We start from the raw sequence: 21,237 nt of genomic DNA, 5'->3' as shown, positions 1-21,237 counted from the left end.
GTGTCTGCTGCGCGACACGCACGCTCGCGGGCAGCACTTTGCGCACGCTCGCGCACCTTCGCTTCGCGCTCCATCGCGACAACTTAGATCCTGGCGTGCTTTTTCGTGATGCAGGCTGTGCCTTGCATCAGCGTGCGTGACCAAATGCGATGACAGCACGGTCAATTTGCCCATCGTTCACGTGATGTTTGCGTATTCTGACGCGGAAACCACTTTGACGAGAGGACCGGCATGGTCAATTCCCGATGGGTTTCGGCGATCCTCGGCGCGGGCGTTGTCGCCGCCGGGATTACCGCGGGCACCGCGTGGGCGGGTGGTCCCGGCGGTTACGTCGAAGACCCTGAAGACATGTTTGCAGCTGTGGGCACCGGCGAATTCGTCGACACCCTGGCTGGTTTCACCGCGACCGGTGACACCAGTGAAGAGGCGTCCGCGGCAGTGATCGCGGCCTGCCAGAACGCCGGTGGCGTGGAATGCACAGCCGACGAGGTGACCAACGACAACGTCTGCATCGTGTCCGTGGCCAGCCCCAGCAACCACGCGGTGGCCGGTGGAGCCGGGGCGACGGTGGAGGCTGCCCGACAGGATGCGTTCAACCGGGCGGCGGCAAACAACACGCCGCTCGATGCGGATTCCCACGTCGTTGTATCGGCCTGCCCCTGATGAGCGAGCGCATGCCGGCGGGTTCAGCGCATGACCATTCTGGTATCGCGGTCGTAGCCCGGAAGGGGAAGGACATGATGACAGGTCGCGGCAAGTTTGCCTTTGTGATGGTGGGTTTGGCTGCAGCATCGGTGATTTCGGCGCCCGTGGCGTCAGCTCGGCCGACCTGTCAGGACACGGCCACCAAGACCATCTGTACGACCAACGGCAGCACGTCGATCAAGGCGAGGCCCGGAACAACGGCGCCACCTGCCAACCTCCCGGTGTTCCCGTGGCTCGGTATGCCAGGAGCTCGCCGCTAGCGAATCGTCGCGCGGCACCGGCACCACCACCCGCGAGCGGGCGTGTCCTACCTGACACGCCCGCTCGCGGTGGTTATTGAGCCGTCGAGCGCGCGATGCGCTCGGCCGCGTCGGCGACCCGGTTCTGCCGAATGACGTAGCCGCGCAACGTCAACAGGATCGCTGCCGGCGCCGCCATCATCGACACCACCTCGAGCATGTCCGACATCAGCTGGCCTGCTTGGTATTTGCGCCGTGGTCCGAATCCATCCGGTCATAGACCTGCCACCAGATCAGCTCGTGATCGACGGCGGTGAGCTCACCGCGGTCGCGGTGTTCATCGGCCTGCAGAAGCGTCGCCGCGAGCACGACGAGGCGCTCGCGGGCAACCTGAGATCCCGGATCGTCACATCCGGCCAACGTCGTCGCGCACAGTGTCCGCACGCGGTGGAACGCACCGCCGGAGAGGCCGACTGCGATGGCCCCGGTGGCCAGGAACACCGCAGTAGACGCGCCGAACGCCGGCCAGGGGGACATCTGCCCGCCCAGCCAGAGCTGGCACAGCAGCCACACGAGCATCCCCCACAACGGCCAGCCCCGGGCCAACCGCACCAGGCGGCGCTCCGAGGTGCTCAGGCCGGGCGGATAGACCACCAGCCGGTAGTAGGTGATGCCGAAACGCCCCGGCCGGACCTGCACGCAACCCCACAGCCGCGAGCCGTCGAGCAGTGGGGTCAGTAGCCGGATGCCGTCCATATCTCGGGTGTACCCGCTGCGCGCACGCTCGCACCCGGCCTGAACGGTTTCTTTACGAGCGGAGGAGAGATCCTTGCACCCTAGGTATAGTTGTCTATACTCAGACACATGAAGCCCAAGCTTTCGCCCCGCCTGGCCGATCATCCGACGGTGCGTGCGGTGCGCGCCCGCGCCGATACGCCGGTTCCCGACGTGGTCGATGCGGACTGGCTGCGGCAGTTGTGTCTGGATGCCGGGGCCGACGACGTCGCGTTCGCGAGTGTGGACGACCCCGCCCTGGCCTCTGAGCTCGAACACGTCGAGGCCGCGCTGCCGGGGGTGCGCAGTTACATCTCGCTGGTGGTGAAGATGAACCGCGACAACGTGCGCTCGTCCACCCGCAGTGTGGCCAATCAGGAGTTCCACCGCAGCGGTGAGATCATCAACGAGGCCGCCCACCGGATCACCCGGGCACTGGAGGATGTCGGTCATCGCGCGGTGAACCCGTCGGCGACCTTCCCGATGGAGATGGACAGATACCCCGGGCGGATCTGGGTGGTGGCGCACAAACCGGTCGCGGTGGCCTCGGGGCTGGGCGTGATGGGAATCCATCGCAATGTGATCCACCCCAAATTCGGCAACTTCATCCTGCTGGCGACCATTCTGGTGGGCTCGCCGATCAGCAGTTACGGTGAGCCACTGGACTATTCACCGTGCCTGGAATGCAAGCTGTGTGTGGCGGCCTGTCCGGTCGGGGCCATCGGCAAGGACGGCGAGTTCGACTTCGTCGCATGCTCGGTGCACAACTACCGCGAGTTCATGGGTGGATTCACCGACTGGGCGCAGACCATCGCCGACAGCAGCGATGCCGAGGAATTCCGTTCCCGGGTCAGCGATTCGGAGAACGCCTCGATGTGGCAGAGCCTGTCGTTCAAGGCGAACTACAAGGCGGCCTACTGCCTGGCGGTGTGCCCGGCGGGGGAGGATGTGATCGAGCCCTACCTCGACGACCGCAAGGAGTTCATGGACCGGGTGCTCAAACCCCTGCGGGAAAAGCGGGAAACGCTGTACGTGCTGCCGAACTCGGCGGCCAAGGCGCACGCCGAGAAACGGTTTCCGCACAAGACCGTGAAAGTCGTCGACAGCGGAATCCGGGGGCTCTGACCGGCCGTTGAAATCAGCCTGAGCGCAAAGCCGGATCTCGCCGGGCCGCAACGCTAGCGTGTGGCGACGATGGCGACACAGCAGGGTGACTTTCGGCTCTGGACGTTCGGCGACGCCCACGTGGGCACCGACAAGCAGTTCGGGCGGGAAAGTCTGGCCGAGGCCATCGGGCAGTCGGAATTCGGTGGCGCGCAGGGTGGCCCGCCGTTCGACTGGGACATCGCCGTCGACGTCGGGGACATGTCCGGTGCGCATCACAGCCTGCCCGACGACGCCGAGGGTCAGGAGGTCCGCCGGCAACTCTCCGCGATGCGCAAGCACCGGCGTGAGGACGTGTACTCGGTGTGCGGAAATCACGATCGCAGTGGGCTCTCCGAACCTGATGCTTGGTGGTGGCAGAAGTGGATCGATCCGCTGGGCACGCACACCGCGCATTCCGGCGTCGACGCCGGGGCCCGGCGGTATCCGGTCACCGGGGCTTGGGAACGGTATTCGTTCCGGGTGGGCAACCTGCTCTTCCTGATGCTGAGCGACCGCAACGAACCGTCTCAGGCTGTTGGCCGGGGCACGCTCGGGGGCAACCCCGGTGGGGTGGTCTCCGCCGAGACATTTCAGTGGTGGGCGAACATGGTTGAGCAGAACCATGATTCGATCATCATCACGGTGCACCACTACGTGCTCAAGGACACCACGGTGGCGTCAGGGGAGTGGGAGGGGGTGCGCCGGGGTTCGGACGGGCAACTCTACGAGCACTACCATCGTCCCTTCCTGGAGGGGACCCCGCAGGGCGCGTCCTACCTGTACTGGGTTGGCGGCAAGCCGGACTCCGGGGCGTTCGAGCGGTATCTCACCGAACATCCGGGTGCGGTCGCGCTGTGGCTGGCCGGGCATACCCACACCAACCCCGACGATTCCCACGGCGGGAAGACCCATATCGAGCAAGCTTGGGGTGGAACCTATTTCATGAATGTGGCGTCACTGAGTCGCCATCACATGCCGATCACGACCCTGCCGATCAGCCGGCTGCTGACGTTTCAACCCGGCAGCCCGCAGGTGCGGGTGCAGTGCTATCTGCACACCGACCAGTACGCGCCGCAGGGCTGGTATGGCCAGGCGGAGCGCACGCTCACCCTCGACCGGCCGTTTCGCTGGTAAGGAGCGAAATCACCAGGCGTGGACGGTGTTCTGGGCCGGCTCCAGGCCCTGGGCGATCAACAGCTCGGTGGCGTCGGCGGCCTGCTCGCAGATCGTCGGGACCTCGGCGCGCTCGGCAGCGGTGAACGCCTCCAGGACGAATGCCGCCGGATCCTTACGACCCGGTGGGCGGCCCACCCCGATGCGGACCCGCTGAAAGTCCTTGCTGCCCAAGGCTGACGCGACCGAACGTAGCCCGTTGTGGCCGCCCTCGCCGCCGCCGATCTTGAGCCGGATCCGGCCGAAGTCGATGTCGAGCTCGTCGTGGATGACCACGAGCCGGCTCGGCGGCACCGAATAGAACTTGGCCAACGGTCCGACCTGGCGGCCGGACTCGTTCATGTAGCACCGAGGTTTGGCCAGTATCACCGGGGCTCCTGCGAGCCGGCCGGTGATCACCTCGGCGCCGGACTTCTTGTGCACCTTGAAGGCCGAGCCGATGCGGGCGGCCAGTACATCGGCCACCATGAACCCGACATTGTGCCGGGTCTTGGCGTAGGCGGGCCCGGGATTTCCCAGGCCCACCACCAGCAGCGGCTCGGCCATCAAATGGGGTGCTTACTCGGAGGCTTCGGCAGCAGCCTCGGCTGCAGGCTCCTCGGCCGGGGCCTCGGCAGTCTCGCCGGCACCCTCGGACTCGAGCGCCTCGGCGCTCGGGGCCTCGACGATGTTGACCACGAGCAGCTCGGGATCCGACACCAGCGAAACGCCGGCGGGCAGCTCGACCTGGCCGGCCAGGATCTGGGTGCCGGCCTCGACGCCCTCGATCGACACGGTCAGGTGCTCGGGGATCGACAGGGCCTCGGCCTCGATCTCGATGGTGTTGGTGTCCTGGGTCACCAGGGCGCCCGGGACGGCGTCACCCTCGATGACGACGGAGACCTCGACGTGGACCTTCTCGCCACGGCGCACGACGAGCAGGTCGGCGTGCTGGATGTTGCGGCGGATCGGGTGGATGTCCAGTGCCTTGGTCAGGGCCAGCTGTTCCTTGCCCTCGATGTCGAGGGTGAGCACGGCGTTGGTGCCCGCGTGGCGCAGCACCGCGGCGAACTCGCGGCCGTTGATCTCCAGGTGCTGGGGGTCGGTGCCGTGGCCGTAGAGCACGGTGGGCACCTGGCCGTCGCGGCGGGCCTGGCGCGAGGCGCCCTTGCCGGTGCGGGTACGCACGGTGGCGGTCAGCTTGTTGGGGACGTTCTTGGCTGCGGCCTTGGCCATGATGTTGCTCCTCTAGTTGCGGTACTGCGGTCAGATCGTCAGCACGGCAAGGGTCACAACACTTGAAGAAGTTCCCGCCGATAACGGTGGTCCAAAAGGTCCACCCTCGCCGTGACGCCAGGTCAGGGTAGCAAAGACAGGGGCGCCGCCAAAAATCGGAGCCGGAGACCTACAGCGGATACGTGGTCTTGGTGAGCTCTTCGGACAGCTCCCACAGCGCCTTCTGGGTGTCCGCCCGCCGGGCCAGCGGGCTGCGCCCGACGGGCTGGCTGGGGCCGAACTGGCCGAACCGCGGCCCGATGAAGGTGTCTCCTGGGATGTCCTGGGACACCGCGAACAGCGTCTGACGTGCGCCGAAGGACGGCTCGCTGGCGAAGACCCGGTTGGCGGTCGCCATCATCCGCTCGCCGAACTTGTTGCCGGTCTGGCCCTGCAGATTGGTGGCCGAATAGCCGGGGTGGGCGGCCAGGGCGCGCACCTGCGAGCCCGAGGCCGTCAGCCGGCGCTGCAACTCGGTGGTGAACATCAGGTTGGCGAGCTTGGACTGCCCGTACGCCAGCCACGCCGAATACGGCCGCGATTTCCAGTTCAGGTCCCGCTGGCTGATCTTCCCGATCCAATGAAACAACGAGGACACCGTCACCACCCGATCGGTGATCTTGGGTAGCAGCAGATTTGTCAGCGCGAAATGGCCCAGGTGATTGGTACCGATCTGACTCTCGAAACCGTCGACGGTCCGGCTCAGCGGCACGGCCATGATGCCGGCGTTGTTAACCAGCACGTCGACGCTCTCGACGGTGTCGGCGAACTCGTGCACCGAGGCCAGGTTCTGCAGGTCGAGCTTGCGTACCTCGACGATGCCGCCCGTCATCGTCTCGGCGGCTGCGGTGCCCTTCTCCAGGTTGCGCACCGCGACGGTGACCTTGGCGCCGACGCGGGCGAGCTCACGCGCGGTGACGAGCCCCAGCCCGCTGTTGGCGCCGGTGACGATCACCCTGCGGCCGGAGAACGAGGGCAGGTCGGCGCTGGTCCATCCACTCATGCTGACCACCCTACGGGTGGCTCTCGATCACTTCTTGGCGACGTTGAAGCCCGCGATGATCGCTTCGATGTCCGGGCCCTGTGCCGCAGCCTCGTCGGCGTAGGTCGTGACGGTCAGCTGGATGAGATAGCGCTGCGGGGGCTGCAGCCCGTCGTTCGCGATGATCACGCGGTTGTAGCTCTGCATGCGCTTCTCGTTGAGGTCGTAGCTGCCCTCGATCATCGCCGACGGGAAACCCTTCCAATCCGCGGTGGATGCGTTGAGCTGCTTGAAGTTCTGCGACAGCTGAGCGTCGGCGTAGCCGTGGTCCTTCAGGGCCTTGGGCACGTCGAAATCGCCGTGCAAGGCGAAGGCCAGCATCATCGCGGTGGGGTAGGTGTCACCCTTGGCGATCATCCGGGTGCCCGGGGCCAGGTTCGGATTGTTGTACTGATGCCATCCCGGTGGGCTCGGCATGGTCACCGTCAGATGCGGGATCTTCTCGGGCGCGATGGGCTCGCCGACGACACCGGAGTCCTCCAGGTACTGCCACAGCGGCACCGGCTGGTTGTCGGCGGCGGGGGCCGGAGTCGTCGAGCTCGTGGTCCAGATCGACTTGTAGTCAGGCGTTTCGGCGCCGCAACCGGTGACCAGCACCGCCAGCGTGCCGGCCGTGGCGAGCAGCCGCTTCACAGAATCTCGCGTACCGAATCGATCGGCCGGGCCAATCGGGTGCCGTTGTCGGTGACGACGAACGGGCGCTCGATCAGGATGGGATTCTCGGCCATCGCATCGAGCAGTTCGTCGTCGGAGGCATCGGCCAAACCCAGTTCGGCGTACAGGGATTCACGCTTGCGCACCGCGGTGCGCACATCGATGCCGGCGTCGGCGATCATCTTCTTCAACTCGGCGCGCGTCGGCGGCGTCTTCAGATACTGCACAATCTCAGGCTCGATCCCGTTCTCGCGCAACAGATCCAGCGTCTTGCGGGAGGTCGAGCATTTCGGGTTGTGGTAGATGATGGCGGCGGGCCGCCCATCCGATTCCGCCATCTAGGCCAACCCGTCGAACAGCCCGGTCACCGAACCGTTCTCGAACACCGCGCGGATGGTGCTGGCCAGCAGCGGCGCGATGGACAGGACGGTCAGCTGCGGGAACTTCTTGTCCTCGGTGATCGGTAGCGTGTTGGTGACGATCACCTCGCGGGCACCGCAGTCGGCCAGGCGCTGGGCGGCCGGATCGGACAGCACGCCGTGGGTGGCGGCGATCACCACGTCCTTGGCGCCGTCCTCACGCAGCAGCTTGACCGCGCCGGCGATGGTGCCGCCGGTGTCGATCATGTCGTCGGTCAGGATGCAGGTCTTGCCCTTGACGTCACCGACGACGCGGTTGGCCTTGACCTGGTTGGGCACCAGCGGGTCACGGGTCTTGTGGATGAAGGCCAGCGGAACGCCGCCAAGGGCGTCGGCCCATTTCTCGGCGACGCGGACGCGGCCCGAGTCCGGCGACACCACGACCGCGTCGGAGTCGCCGTATTTGTCGCCGATGTAGCCGCACAGCAGCGGCTGGGCCCGCATGTGGTCCACGGGCCCGTCGAAGAAGCCCTGGATCTGGTCGGTGTGCAGGTCCACCGAGACGATGCGGTCGGCGCCTGCGGTCTTGAGCAAGTCGGCGACGAGGCGAGCCGAGATGGGTTCGCGCCCGCGGTGCTTCTTGTCCTGGCGCGCATAGGGATAGAACGGCAGGATCGCGGTGATCCGCTTGGCGCTACCGCGCTTGAGCGCATCGATCATGATGAGCTGCTCCATGAGCCACTGGTTCAGTGGCGCCGGATGACTCTGCAGGACGAACGCGTCGCAGCCGCGCACGGACTCGTCGAACCGGACGAAGATCTCGCCGTTGGCAAAGTCACGGGCGGTCTGCGCCGTGACCTCGATGTCGAGTTCCTTGGCGACCTGCTCCGCCAGCTCGGGGTGCGCGCGCCCCGAGAACAGCATCAGGTTTTTTCGATTGTCGGTCCAGTCCGTGGCCACAGCGGCTGCCTTCGCGGTTGGGGATCGATACGGGGCAATCGTACGTAGCGTTTCTGGTGGTTCGTAGCCGGGTTACCAGATTGCCAACACGAAACGTCGGATCAGTCGTCCTTGCCGGCGGCGTCGTCGGCCGCTTCGGCCTGATTTGCCGCCGCCGGAGCCTGACCCGCGGCCGCTGCCGCAGCGGCCGCCGCCGAGCCCGGACGCTTGCGCTGCACCCAGCCCTCGATCGTGCGCTGGGCGTTGTCCGAGACCGCCAACGCGCCGGGCGGGACGTCGTCGCGCAGCACGGTGCCCGCGCCGGTGTAGGCACCGTCGCCGACGGTGACCGGGGCGATGAACATCGTGTCGGAGCCGGTTCGCACGTGGGAGCCGATGGTGGTCCGGTGCTTGGTCTCGCCGTCGTAGTTGACGAAGACGCTGGAGGCCCCGATGTTGCTGTGGTCGCCGATGTCGGCGTCGCCGACGTAGGTGAGGTGCGGCACCTTGGTAGCCGTGCCGATCGTGGAGTTCTTCGTCTCGACGAACGCGCCGAGCTTGGACTGGGCCCCGAGGATCGTGCCCGGGCGCAGATAGGTGAACGGGCCGACGGTCGCGCCCGCACCGATCACGGCGAGCTGACCGTGCGTGCGCACCACCGATGCGCCGTCACCCACCTCGACGTCGGTCAGGGTCGAGTCCGGACCGATCTCGCAGCCGGCGCCGATCTCGGTCGTGCCCAGAAGTTGGGTGCCGGGGCGGACGACGGTGTCGCGGCCGATGGTCACGTCGACGTCGATCCAGGTGGTGGCCGGGTCGACGATCGTGACGCCGGCCCGCTGGTGACGGGCCACGATGCGGCGGTTGAGTTCGGCGCCGAGATCGGCGAGCTGCACCCGGTCGTTGACGCCGGCGACCAGCGCGCTGTCGTCGACGTGCATGGCCCGCACGGTCCGGCCGTCCTGGCGCACGATCGCGATGACGTCGGTGAGGTACAGCTCCTGCTGCGCGTTGTTGGAGCTCAGCCGGCTCAACGCCGAGCGGAGGTCCGCGATGTCGAACGCGTACACCCCGGCGTTGACTTCACGGATGGCCCGCTGCGATTCGGTGGCGTCGGCCTGTTCGACGATGCCGATGACCTCGTTGTCCTGGGTGCGCAGGATGCGGCCGTACCCGGTGGGGTCGGGCACGGTGGTGGTGAGCACCGTGGCCGCGGCCGTCGCGGCGCTGTGGGTTTCGATGAGGCCGGCCAGGGTGTCCGTGTCGAGCAGCGGGACGTCACCGGAGGTCACCACGACCGTGCCGGCGAATTCGTCGGGCAGGGAGCTCAGGCCGCAGGCCACGGCGTGCCCGGTGCCGAGCTGCTGGTCCTGGATGGCGACGTCGATGGTGCGGCCCAGCTTGTCGGCCAGTTCGCCGACCGCGGGTGCGATCCGTTCGCGATCGTGGCCGAGGACAACCACCAGATGCTGGGCGGCGGCGTTGGCCACGGTGTGTAACGCGTGGCTGAGCATGCTGCGGCCCGCCAGCGTGTGAAGCACCTTCGGGGTGTCCGAGCGCATTCGGGTCCCGGCACCTGCTGCCAGTACGACGACTGCGGCCTCGGTGGTCGACACAGGTGCCTCTCTCTCCGCGTCCATTCCGCGAACGCGCGCGTCTGCTCGAGACACGCCGTCTCAAGCGCGCATTTTGCGCATGCTCGCCATATCCAATTGCTCCGTCGCCAGGACTCGAACCTGAACTATCTGAACCAAAATCAGAGGTGCTGCCGATTACACCACGACGGAATGTCCGGGAGAGACTCTAGTCGAACGGTCTAGCCTGATATACGTGGCAGCACCCGAGAAAGAAGTGCGGGCCCCCCGGGCCCGGATGACCGGCAACGAACGGCGACAACAGCTCATCGAGATCGCCAAGTCGCTGTTTGCCGAACGGGGCTATGAGGGGACCTCGATCGAGGAGATCGCCCAGCGCGCCAACGTCTCCAAACCCGTGGTTTACGAGCACTTCGGCGGCAAAGAGGGCCTGTACGCCGTCGTCGTCGATCGGGAGATGTCTGCCCTGCTGGACGGGATCACCTCGTCGCTGACCAACAACCGGTCGCGGGTGCGGGTCGAACGGGTGGCGCTGGCCCTGCTGACCTATGTCGAGGAACGCACCGACGGCTTTCGCATCCTGATCCGGGACTCGCCGGCCGCGATCACCTCGGGCACGTACTCGACGTTGCTCAACGATGCGGTCAATCAGGTGTCCTCGATACTGGCCGGGGACTTCTCCCGGCGCGGGCTCGACCCGGATCTGGCGCCGCTGTACGCCCAGGCGCTGGTCGGTTCGGTGTCGATGACCGCCCAGTGGTGGCTCGACGTCCGCGAGCCCAAGAAGGAAGTGGTGGCCGCCCATGTGGTCAACCTGATGTGGAACGGCCTGACCCACCTGGAGTCCGACCCGGTCCTGCACGAGGAGTAGGTCTGCGGGGTTCGCTCACCCCAACTGCAACCCGGGGGTTGCAGTGTCCGGCCTCATGTGCAACCCTTGGGTTGCAGCAATTCCGGTAGAGAGGACACCCCGACAATGACCACCGACTACGACCGCATCGAGCGCGAGATTGCCATCGACGCACCGGCGCAACGCGTCTGGGACCTGGTGAGCGAACCCGGTTGGTACATCAACGAAGAGCGGATCACCGAGCACCGCATCGATCGTGACGGCGATGTCGCCATCGTCACCGACCCCACGCACGGCAGGTTCGCGTTGCGAACCGTCACACTCGAGGAGCCGCGCTATGCGGCCTTCCGGTGGCACATCGACGCCGATGACCTCGACAGCTCATCCACCCTCGTCGAATTCTGGATCACCCCGGCCCCGTCCGGCGTGGTGCTGCGTGTCGTCGAGAGCGGGTTCGCCTCGCTCGACGAGTCTGAGGCCAACCGCCGCTCCCGGTTCGACGATCACAGTGGCGGCTGGCCGGTCGAGCTCGGCCTCGCGCAGAGGTATCTGGTGGGGGCCGCCGCGGATGCATGAGAGTGCCTCGCCGGTACAGGTTTTCGCTGCGCTTGCCGACGACAGCCGGTGGCAGGTTCTGGTTGCCCTCGGCCGTCGGCCCGCGTCCGCGTCGTCGCTGGCCGACGAACTCCCGATCAGCCGCCAGGCCATCGCCAAACATCTGAAAGTGCTCACTGACGTCGGCCTGGTGTCAGCTACCCGGGTCGGGCGAGAGATCAGGTACGAGGCGGTGGGGGCTCGGCTCAGCGAGGTGGCGCGGCGGCTCGACGGTATCGCGGCGGGTTGGGAACGCCGGCTCGCGAGGATCAAGGATGTTGTCGAGCGGGACGGTTCATCCCAGATCCCGCAATAGCAGGTCCGCCGTCGTCTCCCGACGCACCAACACCCGTGACGCGCCGTCGCGCACCGCCACCACGGGCGGGCGACCCACCATGTTGTAGGTCGAGGCCATGCTGTGTTGGTAAGCGCCGGTGCAGGCTACGGCCAGCAGGTCGCCGGCGTGGATGTCGGCGGGCAGTTCGACGTCATGCACGATCTCGTCGCCGGCCTCGCAATGCCTGCCCACCACCGTGGCCCGCATGGTCGGCCCCAGCGGGTGTCGATTTGCCAGGGCCACAGTGTATTTCGCACCGTAAAGGGAAACCCGGGGGTTGTCGCTCATGCCGCCGTCCACGGCTACGAAGGTGCGCCCGTCGGGCTGGGACTTCACCCCGTGTACCCGGTAAAGCGTCACGCCGGCCCGGGCGCTGATGGCCCGTCCGGGTTCGACGACCAGACGCGGCCGTGGAAACCGCTCGGCCGCACACGCTGTGGTCAGTGCGTCGTCGACGACGGCGGCGAGCGCGCCGGTATCGAGGGCCGTATCCCCGCGCACATACGGAACCCCATGGCCGCCACCGATGTTGAGCTCGGTCAGCAGTACGTCGTGTTCGGCGCGGATGTCGGCCATCGCGCCGATCAACCGGTGCACGGCCTCGCCATAGGGCGCGGGATCGGTGATCTGCGAACCGATATGGCAGTGCAGCCCAACCAGATCGAGGTTGGGGGTGGCCAGAATGCGGGCGGCGGCGCGGGCGGCCCGGCGGTCGGCCAGCGCGAAGCCGAACTTCTGGTCGGTCACGCCTGTGGTGACCGCTCGATGCCCGTGGATGTCGATGTCGGGGGTGACCCGGATCAGTACCTGTTGGGGCCGACGCACCAGGCCTGCCAGGTAGGTGATCTCCATCGGGGAGTCGATCACGATCCGGCCCACCCCGACATCGATCGCATCGCGCAGCTCGTCACACGATTTCGCGTTGCCGTGCAGCACGATGCGTTTCGGGTCGACGCCGCCGGCCAATGCCGTCGCCAGCTCGGCCGCCGAGCACACGTCCACCCCGAGGCCTTCCTCGGCGGCCCAGCGTGCGACGGCCGTGGTCAACAGTGACTTGCCCGCGTAGACCACCTCGGTGTGACCGAGGGCGGCCCGGTAGCGCCGGGCGCGGGTCCGGAAATCGGTTTCGTCCAGCACATAGGCCGGGGTGCGGTACTCGTCGGCGATGTCGGTGAGCGCCACCCGGCCGATGGTGATCCGGCCCAACTCGTCTACGCCGGTGGTCAGCGGCCAGATGTTCGGGTCCAGCCTTGGTCGGGTGGCGCCGCGAAGTGAAGGCAGGATGTCCAGCAGGGTCATGAGTCAACAGTCGGCCTTGCCGGCGGCCGCGTCAGCGGGCTTGACGATCCCTTGACGCAGGCGGGCTCAATCTTGACGTGTTCAGGTCCTACCGAAGGACGTCGTCTCCGTGGCGGTGGCGATGAACCCGTTGCCCTTCTTCGGATCGGCCATCCGGCACGCCAGCAGGATGTCGTCGGTGTGGATGCAGTTGACGTTGCCCGCCTCGAAGCGTTGACCGGCCGGGAGCATCGGAGCTTCGTCCTCGGTGAGTCCGTCGACCGGACTGAGGGGCACTTCGGTGTGGGTGAAGCTCATCGGAATCGCGCCGTTGGTCGTGCCGTAGCTGAACAGATGCGCCAGATTGGCATCGTTGGGCGCCCCGACGAACGGCCCGCGGCAGTCCAGGGCATACATCGCGCGGTGCTGGGTGGTCATGCAGACGAAGCCGTCGGGGGTACGAAACCCCTGGACCGGAAATCCCTGGCCTTCGCGCAGGACGTACCGCGCCGGATCGACGGCGGGGTAGGCGGCGAAGTCGGGTACGCCGTCGGGTCCGAGGTGCGTCGGTACCGCCTCGTGTGCGGGCTTCGACGACTCCCGGCCGGTCAGCCAGATGATTGCGAGCGCCACCGTCAGCACCACCGCGAGCGCCGCCGCCCAACGCTTCATCGGTACATGATCGCCCCGCGGAGATCGGGGCGGAGCCGAATTCCCGGCCCCGTAGAATGAGCCTCATCATGACCGCACCGGGGCACAACCATGTTCAGACCCCGATTGCGGGTCTCGTCGAGCTGGCATTAACCGATCCGTCCCTGCAGGACGTCCTTCGCCGCGCCGCTGACCGGCCCGCCGATCTCGCGCTCGTCGGGCCGGCCAGTGCCCGCGTGCTGGTGGCTGCCGGGCTGGCCCAGCAGGGCCCGTTGCTGGTGGTCGCGGCCACCGGACGCGAGGCCGACGATCTGACCGCCGAGCTGCGCGGCGTGGTCGGCGATGCCGTCGCGCTGTTCCCGTCCTGGGAGACGCTGCCGCATGAGCGGTTGTCCCCGGGCGTGGAGACGGTCGCTGCCCGGTTGTTGCTGTTGCGCAGGCTGGCTCGTCCCGACGACGAGCTGCTGGGCCCGCCGCTGCGGGTGGTGGTCACCACCACGCGTTCGCTGCTGCAGCCGATGGCCCCCGATGTCGTGAGTACCGAGCCGGTCACCCTCACAGTCGGTGCGGAGGCCGAGTTCGAGGCCGTCGTCGTGCGCCTGGTCGACCTGGCCTACACCCGCGTCGACATGGTCGGCAAACGCGGGGAGTTCGCCGTGCGCGGAGGCATCCTCGACATCTTCCCGCCCACCGCCGAGCATCCGGTTCGCGTCGAGTTCTGGGGTGACGAGATCTCCGAGATGCGGATGTTCTCGATCGCCGACCAGCGTTCGATCCCCGAGATCCCGGTGCAGAACGTTGTTGCCGTGCCGTGCCGCGAACTGTTGATGACCCCCGATGTGCGCGAGCGTGCCGCGGTGCTCGCCCAGGAACACCCCACGCACGAGAACAGCGTGCCGGGCAGCGTGCCCGACATGCTGGCCAAACTCGCCGAGGGCATTCCCGTCGACGGGATGGAGGCGCTGCTGCCGCTGCTGCATCCGGTTCAGCCCACGACGCTGACTCACCACCTGCCCGAGGGCGCCCCGGTGCTGCTGTGCGACCCCGAGAAGGTGCGGACCCGGGCCGCTGATCTGATCAAGACCGGGCGGGAGTTCCTGGAGGCCTCGTGGTCGACGGCCGCGGTCGGCGGGGATGCCCCCATCGACCTCGAGGCGCTGGGCGCATCCGGATTCGTCCCGTTCGAGCAGGCACGGGAGGACGCCGTCGCCGGCGGTCACCCGTGGTGGACGCTGAGCCAGCTGCCCGACGGCAAGGCCACCGAGCTCGATCTGCGGCAGTCTCCGTCGGCCCGCAGTCAGCAGAGTCTCGACGAGATCTTCGCGATGCTGCGCGCCCACGTGGCCACCGGCGGGTATGCCGCAGTGGTCACCCCGGGTACCGGTACCGCCCACCGCGTGGTGGAGCAGCTCGGCGAATCCGATACGCCCGCAGCGATGTTGGAGCCCGGAGCGGAACCCAAGGCCGGTGTGGTCGGGGTGCTGAAAGGCCCGCTGCACGACGGCGTGATCCTGCCCGGGGCCAACCTCGTGATCATCACCGAAACCGATCTGACCGGCAACCGGGTGACCGCCTCGGAAGGCAAAAGGCTTGCGGCCAAACGTCGCAACGTCGTCGATCCGCTGGCGCTGGCGGCCGGGGATCTGGTGGTCCACGATCAGCACGGCATCGGCAAGTTCGTCGAGATGACCGAGCGGGTGGTCGGCGGCGCCCGCCGCGAATACCTGGTGCTGGAGTACGCCTCGTCAAAGCGGGGTGGCGGATCGGACCGGTTGTACGTACCGATGGATTCGCTGGATCAGCTGTCGCGCTATGTCGGCGGTGAGGCGCCATCGCTGTCGAAGCTCGGCGGCAGTGACTGGGCCAACACGAAAACCAAGGCGCGCAAGGCGGTTCGTGAGATCGCCAGTGAGCTGGTCGCCCTGTACGCCAAGCGGCAGTCGGCTCCGGGGCACGCGTTCGGGCCCGACACTCCGTGGCAGAACGAGATGGAGGATGCGTTCGGCTTTACCGAGACCATCGACCAGATGACCGCCATCACCGAGGTCAAATCCGATATGGAGAAGCCGGTTCCGATGGACCGGGTGATCTGTGGCGACGTGGGTTACGGCAAGACCGAGATCGCGGTGCGGGCGGCGTTCAAGGCGGTGCAGGACGGCAAGCAGGTCGCGGTGCTGGTGCCGACGACGCTGCTGGCCGATCAGCATCTGCAGACCTTCACCAACCGGATGGCGGGTTTCCCGGTGACGGTCAAGGGGTTGTCGCGGTTCACCGATCCGGCTGAGTCGCGGGCCACGATGGAGGGGATGGCCGACGGGTCGGTCGACGTGGTGATCGGGACGCACCGGTTGTTGCAGACGGGCGTGACGTGGAAAGACTTGGGCCTCATCATCGTTGACGAGGAACAGCGGTTCGGTGTCGAGCACAAAGAACACATCAAGTCGATGCGCACCCACGTGGACGTGCTCACCATGAGCGCCACCCCGATCCCGCGCACCTTGGAGATGAGCCTGGCCGGCATCCGCGAGATGTCGACGATCCTTACTCCGCCCGAAGAGCGCTACCCGGTGCTGACCTACGTCGGCCCGCATGACGACAAGCAGGTGGCCGCGGCGTTGCGTCGTGAGCTGCTGCGTGACGGGCAGGTCTTCTACATCCACAACCGGGTACGCACCATCGACCAGGCCGCGGCGCGGATTCGTCAAATGGTCCCCGAAGCCAGGGTCGTCGTCGCCCACGGGCAGATGAACGAGGAGACGCTGGAGAAGACCGTCGAGGGCTTCTGGAACCGTGAATACGACATCCTGGTGTGCACCACGATCGTCGAGACCGGCCTGGACATTTCGAACGCCAACACGCTGATCGTCGAGCGGGCCGACACCTTCGGCCTGTCACAGTTGCATCAGTTGCGTGGCCGCGTGGGCCGCAGCCGCGAACGCGGATACGCCTACATGCTCTATCCGCCCAATTCGCCGCTGACCGAGACTGCCTACGACCGGTTGGCCACCATCGCCCAGAACAATGAGCTGGGTGCGGGTATGGCCGTGGCCATGAAGGACCTGGAGATCCGCGGCGCGGGCAATGTACTGGGCGCCGAGCAGTCCGGTCACGTCGCCGGAGTGGGTTTCGATCTCTATGTGCGGCTGGTGGGGGAGGCCGTCGAGGCGTACCGCGCCGCCGCCGACGGGAAAACCGTTGCCACAGCAGAGGAACCGAAAGAGGTGCGGGTCGATCTGCCGGTCGACGCTCACCTGCCGCCGGAATACATCGGCAGTGACCGGCTGCGGCTGGAGGGCTACCGGCGGCTGGCCGCGGCGTCGGACGAGGACGCGGTGAAGGCCGTCGTGGACGAACTGGTCGACCGCTATGGGCCGTTGCCCGAGCCCGCGCGGCGTCTGGTCGCGGTGGCACGGCTGCGGTTGCTGTGCCGGGAGTACGGGATCACCGAGATCGGTGCGGTGTCGGCGTCGACGATCAAGCTGTCGCCGCTGGTGCTGCCCGATTCCGCGCAGTTGCGGCTCAAGCGGATGTACCCGGGTGCGCACTATCGGGCCACCACCTCGGTGGTTCAGGTGCCGATCCCGCGTGAGAGCGACGGAATCGGCTCACCGCGGATCCGTGACCTCGACATTGTCCGAATGGTGGCCGGTCTGGTGCTGGTGCTCAACGGACAGACCGAGGGCAGCGTCGACATCACCGCCGACCTGTAATTTTTTCTTCGGCCTGATCGCCTGGTGGCACCGCCTTTTTGGACGCCCGTATCGTCTGAATCGCCGAACTGCTGTTAACGCCTCGGTGCGCAGACCCGACATATATGCCGGGGGGTCAAGGTATTGCGTAGTCGTCTGTAGCAGAGGCGGCAAGATCGTCGGCCATACGGCGGTCATGCAATTTCCCAAACCGAACATCACGCGACTGCCGTCTATCGGCGATTCGTCGGGGTGACGCAAGGCGAAGGAGTGACCATGAACTTGAAGAAGTTCGCAGTAAAAACAACGATGGCCGGTGCACTGGGATTGGGCTCGTTAGGCCTGGGTACAGGCCTCGCGCAGGCCGTTCCGAATGTGCCCCCGCCGCCTCCGGTTCCCGGTCCGGCGGTACCCAACATGGGTATGCCGAGCGTGAACGTGCCGGGTGTGAATGTTCCTGATGTGAACGTTCCGAGTGTGAATGTTCCTGATGCGAATGTGCCGGGTGTAAATGTTCCTGATGTGAACGTGCCGAGTGTGAACGTTCCTGATGTGAACGTGCCGAGCGTGAACGTTCCTGATGTGAACGTGCCGAGCGTGAACGTTCCGGACGTCAACGTGCCGAGCGTGAACGTTCCCAACGTGAATGTGCCTTCCGTCAGGTTTCCTGAGGTAGATAATTTCTTCCGGCAGACGAATGGAAGCATTGCGCCCGGTCAGCTGATGAATTCGCCGACCATCAACGGTGTTGGGAATCCGTTCTTCGGAATCCCGCCTGGCCAGCTCAAGACGCTGCCAACGGTGAATGGCGTCGCCAACCCGTTTTTCGACGAGAGCCCGGGTCACTGGGTGATCCCGGAGGGCCAGTTCCCGCCGGAGTCGTAAACCACGGCCTGTGACATGATGGCCGCCTTGCCTTCGGGCAGGGCGGCCATCCCGTGTGGGGACGGCCCGATGCCGGCGAATCGCAGCGTTGGCCGTGCTCACCAGGCGTGTCGAGGTCCGGCAACGTGTTGGTATGACCGAGACTAGGGGTCTCGTCGAAATCCGTGAGGGGGTGTCGCTCGATGACCGTCGTATTGGTGGACCCCCGCCGCCCGTCCCTGATCCCCGTCGAAGCAATCGATCTTCTCACCGGTGATGTGCAGTACACCGAGGAGATGCCGGTGAAGGTGCCGTGGTCGCTGCCCGCGGCGCGGCCCGCATATGACGGTGAGGATGCTCCCGTTCTGCTGTCCTCGGACCCGGAGCATCCGGCGGTCAAGGCCCGTTTGGCGGCCGGGGACCGCTTGATCGCGGCCCCGCGGGCACAGGCTGGGGAGCGGCTCGTGGACGCCGTGGCGATGATGGACAAGCTGCGCAGCGACGGGCCGTGGGAGAGCGAGCAGACTCACGATTCGCTGCGCCGCTATCTGCTGGAGGAGACCTACGAGCTGTTCGACGCGGTACGCGGCGGCAACGCCGACGAACTGCGCGAAGAACTCGGCGATGTGCTGCTGCAGGTGCTTTTTCATGCCCGCATCGCCGAGGATGCGCCCGTCCACCCGTTCAACATCGACGATGTCGCCGATTCGTTGGTGCGCAAGCTAGGTAACCGCGTGCCGGCAGTGCTTGCCGGAGAATCGATTTCACTGGACGAGCAGTTGGCCCAGTGGGAGGAACGCAAGGCCCAGGAGCAGAAGGTGAAGGCCCGCGGATCGTCGATGGATGACGTGCCGACCGGTCAGCCGGCTCTGGCGCTGGCGCAGAAGGTGCTGGCTCGGGTGGCGCAGGCCGGGTTGCCGGCCGATCTGGTGCCGGCTGCGCTGACCTCGGTGATGGTCTCGGCGGATGTCGATGCCGAGAATGATTTGCGCAGCGCGGTTTTGGAGTTCATGGACACCGTGCGGGTGGTGGAATCCGATGTGGCCGCCGGCCGCCGTGGCGAGGACGTTCCCGAGGAACTCGACGTGACGCCGTTGGGGTCGATCACCGAGGACGAGTGGCGGGAGTACTGGCCGGGCGCGGTTGTCGAACCCGTGGTCATCGATGGTTTGGATGACGAGGGTGCATTCGACGCCGAGGGGGAGCCCGAACGCGAGGCTGAGGCCGAGGACGCGGCCGACGACGCAGAGGATGCCGACGCGGCCGATGACGCGGCTGAAGAGGACGATTCGGACTCCGAGGGCGACGAGGGCGACGAGGGCGATCACCCTGGCGATTGATGCCGGCCGCCGCCGTCCGCGTTTGTAGCGCCACGGCGATTCCTGGCCGGTTTCTCCGCCACCACGCTACAAACGCGAGTCACGGCGGAGCATTCTGGGCCGATTCAACGGAGGTTCGGCCACTGCGAAGTTCGCTTAGCCGGGTTTGACCTTCGCCGTGGCATACCGAACAGCATGGAGTAGAACGCGATTTGGACGCGCGGACACGGCGTACGTCCTGACGGCGTGCCAACAGCTTGCCACCTCAGGGCCCCGTTACCGTGGGGCAATGAGGATGCTGCGGATCGCCACCACCGTCCTCACGCTCGTCCTGGGCATGGTGGCTGCACCGCTGGCCATTGCGGACTGCGCAGCCACGGGATGTGACCTGCGCTCGCGGATCGCGGCTGCGGATTCCTACCTGGCATCGCGGCCCGGCACCGTCGGCTACGTGTTGCGCGATCGCGTCGCGGGCACGCGGTACGCCAACCCCAATGCGGATCAGATGATCTGGACGGCCTCCACCATCAAGCTGGCGATGGTGGTCGACCTGCTGACCCGGGAACGCGCCGGGGCACTGCGGATGTCGGGCAATGACCGGCAGCTCATGGTGAACATGCTGCGGAACTCCGACAACGATGCGGCCGACTCGCTGTGGACCCGTTACGGCGGGGCCGACCACAAGGCGTTCAACGCCGGCTTCCCGCGTTACGGCATGACCGACCTACGGCCGCAACCGGGATTCGGTGACATGTTCCCGTACTGGGGTTTCCAGAAATCGACCACCAATGATCTCGACCGGTTGATGAATTACACGCTGACCCAACTGAATCCGCCCGATGCGGCTGCGGTCGTGGCCGAGATGCAACGGGTTGGCGGGGAGCAACAGTGGGGTGTGTGGGGTGCGGGGCCGTCGATGAGCCCCGGCAACAAGAACGGGTGGTCGCAGGAGCAGGGCGGCTGGGTCATCAACTCGGTCGGCTTCGCCGGACCGAACCAGCGCTACACGCTGGCGATCATGAACGGGCTCAACGGGCAGGGCGGCTACGACGACGGCGTCGCGACCACCACCCGGCTCAGTCAGATCCTGCTCGGTGCGTGACTGCGCCGCGCGGCCGCTTTACTAGGCCAGCGCCTGGTCGAAGGCCGCGGCCAGGTCTTCATAGCTGTGCGGCTGGATGCGCTGGCCGTTGAGAAAGAACGTCGGCGTTCCCTGCACGCCCAGGGCGCGCCCGTCGGCTACATCGAGTTGGACTCGGGCGGCGGTTGCAGGGTCGCTGTAGGCCTTGTCGAATGCCGTCATGTCGAGGCCGAGTTCTCCTGCGAAGCCTCGGAATACCTCGTCCGCCGGTTCCTGCTTCTCGCCCCACTGGTCCTGGGCGTCGTACATCTTCTTGTACATCGCCTCGAGCTTGCCCTGTTGGGCGGCAGCCTCGACGGCGCGTGCCGCTCGTTCGGCGTTGTAGTGCGCACCGAGGGGAAAGTAGCGGATGACGAAGTTGACCCTGTTGCCGTACTCGGACCGCAATTGCTCGATGGAGGGATACACCGCACGACAACCCTCGCACTCGAAGTCGAGGAACTCCACGAATGTCACGTCACTGCCGGGAACGGAGTTCAGCCGCTGACTGCTCTCGCGTACCACCTGGCCGGCCTCGATGGGAGGAGCCGGTGGCGGCCCGCCACGGTCACGAACAGACTGGTACACGAAAACGCCGATGGCCAGCGCTGCGATGGCCAATGCGGTGAGCAGTATTCGAGTGTTGCGCGTCATC

General features: G+C 66.5%; 22 protein-coding genes and 1 tRNA gene. 10 read left to right on the top strand and 13 right to left on the bottom strand.

The window, feature by feature from the left end; all coding sequences use genetic code 11:
• Nucleotides 1-231: 231 nt before the first annotated feature.
• Nucleotides 232-663 (top strand): DUF4189 domain-containing protein, encoded by a 432-nt coding sequence (locus AB0I14_RS24610; RefSeq protein WP_358027151.1) that lies wholly within the window; start codon nt 232-234, stop codon nt 661-663.
• 375 nt (nt 664-1,038) lie between these two features.
• Here the strand turns inward: AB0I14_RS24610 and AB0I14_RS24605 are convergent, their stop codons facing one another.
• A complete protein-coding gene (locus AB0I14_RS24605; RefSeq protein ID WP_358027148.1) occupies nt 1,039-1,173 on the bottom strand; it encodes a hypothetical protein in 135 nt (44 codons plus the stop codon).
• A complete protein-coding gene (locus AB0I14_RS24600) occupies nt 1,173-1,700 on the bottom strand; it encodes a DUF6611 family protein (RefSeq protein ID WP_358027145.1) in 528 nt (175 codons plus the stop codon). The genes AB0I14_RS24605 and AB0I14_RS24600 overlap by 1 nt, the downstream gene beginning before the upstream one ends.
• Before the next feature lie 108 nt (nt 1,701-1,808).
• On the opposite strand from AB0I14_RS24600, the gene AB0I14_RS24595 reads away from it, so the two are divergent.
• Together AB0I14_RS24595 and AB0I14_RS24590 are read left to right on the top strand one after the other, a co-directional pair.
• The gene (locus AB0I14_RS24595; protein WP_358027142.1) at nt 1,809-2,843 is read left to right on the top strand and encodes a 4Fe-4S binding protein; all 1,035 of its coding nucleotides are present in this window, start codon (nt 1,809-1,811) and stop codon (nt 2,841-2,843) included.
• A 69-nt stretch (nt 2,844-2,912) separates the two neighbouring features.
• Nucleotides 2,913-3,998: a hypothetical protein gene (locus AB0I14_RS24590; protein ID WP_358027139.1), complete on the top strand. Its 1,086-nt coding sequence runs from the start codon at nt 2,913-2,915 to the stop codon at nt 3,996-3,998.
• A 9-nt stretch (nt 3,999-4,007) separates the two neighbouring features.
• On the opposite strand, the gene pth is transcribed toward AB0I14_RS24590, so the two are convergent.
• From pth to AB0I14_RS24550, 8 genes are all read right to left on the bottom strand, one after another.
• On the bottom strand, nt 4,008-4,583 hold the full coding sequence (pth, locus tag AB0I14_RS24585; protein WP_358027137.1) for an aminoacyl-tRNA hydrolase: 576 nt from the start codon (nt 4,581-4,583) through the stop codon (nt 4,008-4,010).
• Between the two features lie 12 nt (nt 4,584-4,595).
• Nucleotides 4,596-5,252, bottom strand: coding sequence for a 50S ribosomal protein L25/general stress protein Ctc (locus AB0I14_RS24580; protein WP_358027134.1), 657 nt, complete (start codon nt 5,250-5,252; stop codon nt 4,596-4,598).
• A 169-nt stretch (nt 5,253-5,421) separates the two neighbouring features.
• Nucleotides 5,422-6,294, bottom strand: a complete 873-nt coding sequence (locus AB0I14_RS24575) for an oxidoreductase (protein WP_358027132.1) — start codon at nt 6,292-6,294, stop codon at nt 5,422-5,424.
• A gap of 27 nt (nt 6,295-6,321) precedes the next feature.
• Nucleotides 6,322-6,966, bottom strand: a complete 645-nt coding sequence (locus AB0I14_RS24570) for an LpqN/LpqT family lipoprotein (RefSeq protein ID WP_358027129.1) — start codon at nt 6,964-6,966, stop codon at nt 6,322-6,324.
• Nucleotides 6,963-7,325 (bottom strand): arsenate reductase (glutaredoxin), encoded by a 363-nt coding sequence (arsC, locus tag AB0I14_RS24565; RefSeq protein WP_358027126.1) that lies wholly within the window; start codon nt 7,323-7,325, stop codon nt 6,963-6,965. Before arsC ends, AB0I14_RS24570 begins: the two co-directional genes overlap by 4 nt.
• Nucleotides 7,326-8,306 (bottom strand): ribose-phosphate diphosphokinase, encoded by a 981-nt coding sequence (locus AB0I14_RS24560; RefSeq protein WP_358027124.1) that lies wholly within the window; start codon nt 8,304-8,306, stop codon nt 7,326-7,328.
• A gap of 101 nt (nt 8,307-8,407) precedes the next feature.
• The gene (gene glmU, locus AB0I14_RS24555; RefSeq protein ID WP_358027121.1) at nt 8,408-9,901 is read right to left on the bottom strand and encodes a bifunctional UDP-N-acetylglucosamine diphosphorylase/glucosamine-1-phosphate N-acetyltransferase GlmU; all 1,494 of its coding nucleotides are present in this window, start codon (nt 9,899-9,901) and stop codon (nt 8,408-8,410) included.
• A gap of 99 nt (nt 9,902-10,000) precedes the next feature.
• Nucleotides 10,001-10,072 (bottom strand) — tRNA-Gln (locus AB0I14_RS24550).
• Nucleotides 10,073-10,157: 85 nt separating this feature from the next.
• Here AB0I14_RS24550 and AB0I14_RS24545 point away from each other — a divergent pair.
• From AB0I14_RS24545 to AB0I14_RS24535, 3 genes are all read left to right on the top strand, one after another.
• Nucleotides 10,158-10,751, top strand: a complete 594-nt coding sequence (locus tag AB0I14_RS24545; RefSeq protein WP_155915976.1) for a TetR/AcrR family transcriptional regulator — start codon at nt 10,158-10,160, stop codon at nt 10,749-10,751.
• Nucleotides 10,752-10,856: 105 nt separating this feature from the next.
• Complete coding sequence (locus AB0I14_RS24540; RefSeq protein WP_358027118.1) at nt 10,857-11,306, top strand: SRPBCC domain-containing protein; 450 nt, start codon at nt 10,857-10,859, stop codon at nt 11,304-11,306.
• Entirely contained in the window at nt 11,299-11,640 is a 342-nt protein-coding gene (locus AB0I14_RS24535; protein WP_358027115.1) for a metalloregulator ArsR/SmtB family transcription factor, read from the top strand. The genes AB0I14_RS24540 and AB0I14_RS24535 overlap by 8 nt, the downstream gene beginning before the upstream one ends.
• Here the strand turns inward: AB0I14_RS24535 and lysA are convergent.
• Both lysA and AB0I14_RS24525 read right to left on the bottom strand, forming a co-directional pair.
• Complete coding sequence (gene lysA, locus AB0I14_RS24530) at nt 11,620-12,960, bottom strand: diaminopimelate decarboxylase (RefSeq protein ID WP_358027112.1); 1,341 nt, start codon at nt 12,958-12,960, stop codon at nt 11,620-11,622. The genes AB0I14_RS24535 and lysA overlap by 21 nt on opposite strands.
• 81 nt (nt 12,961-13,041) lie before the next feature.
• Nucleotides 13,042-13,611 carry a hypothetical protein gene (locus AB0I14_RS24525; RefSeq protein ID WP_358027110.1) on the bottom strand — a complete coding sequence of 190 codons (570 nt, stop codon included), beginning with the start codon at nt 13,609-13,611 and terminating at the stop codon, nt 13,042-13,044.
• A gap of 68 nt (nt 13,612-13,679) precedes the next feature.
• Between AB0I14_RS24525 and mfd the strand changes: the two genes are divergently transcribed.
• The 4 genes from mfd (at nt 13,680) to AB0I14_RS24505 (ending at nt 20,564) form a co-directional block, all read left to right on the top strand.
• A complete protein-coding gene (mfd, locus tag AB0I14_RS24520) occupies nt 13,680-17,300 on the top strand; it encodes a transcription-repair coupling factor (protein ID WP_358027107.1) in 3,621 nt (1,206 codons plus the stop codon).
• A gap of 255 nt (nt 17,301-17,555) precedes the next feature.
• Nucleotides 17,556-18,164 carry a hypothetical protein gene (locus tag AB0I14_RS24515; RefSeq protein ID WP_358027105.1) on the top strand — a complete coding sequence of 203 codons (609 nt, stop codon included), beginning with the start codon at nt 17,556-17,558 and terminating at the stop codon, nt 18,162-18,164.
• A 182-nt stretch (nt 18,165-18,346) separates the two neighbouring features.
• Entirely contained in the window at nt 18,347-19,483 is a 1,137-nt protein-coding gene (locus AB0I14_RS24510; RefSeq protein WP_358027102.1) for a nucleoside triphosphate pyrophosphohydrolase, read from the top strand.
• A 268-nt stretch (nt 19,484-19,751) separates the two neighbouring features.
• The gene (locus tag AB0I14_RS24505) at nt 19,752-20,564 is read left to right on the top strand and encodes a tat pathway signal sequence (RefSeq protein WP_358027100.1); all 813 of its coding nucleotides are present in this window, start codon (nt 19,752-19,754) and stop codon (nt 20,562-20,564) included.
• 21 nt (nt 20,565-20,585) lie between these two features.
• Here the strand turns inward: AB0I14_RS24505 and AB0I14_RS24500 are convergent, their stop codons facing one another.
• Entirely contained in the window at nt 20,586-21,236 is a 651-nt protein-coding gene (locus AB0I14_RS24500) for a thioredoxin domain-containing protein (protein WP_358027097.1), read from the bottom strand.
• Nucleotide 21,237: the final 1 nt, after the last annotated feature.

The organism is Mycobacterium sp. NPDC050441 (assembly GCF_040655355.1).
Classification (GTDB): domain Bacteria; phylum Actinomycetota; class Actinomycetes; order Mycobacteriales; family Mycobacteriaceae; genus Mycobacterium.
The sequence above is the reverse complement of the archived record's forward strand: the minus strand, read 5'-3'. Positions and strand labels throughout refer to the sequence as shown.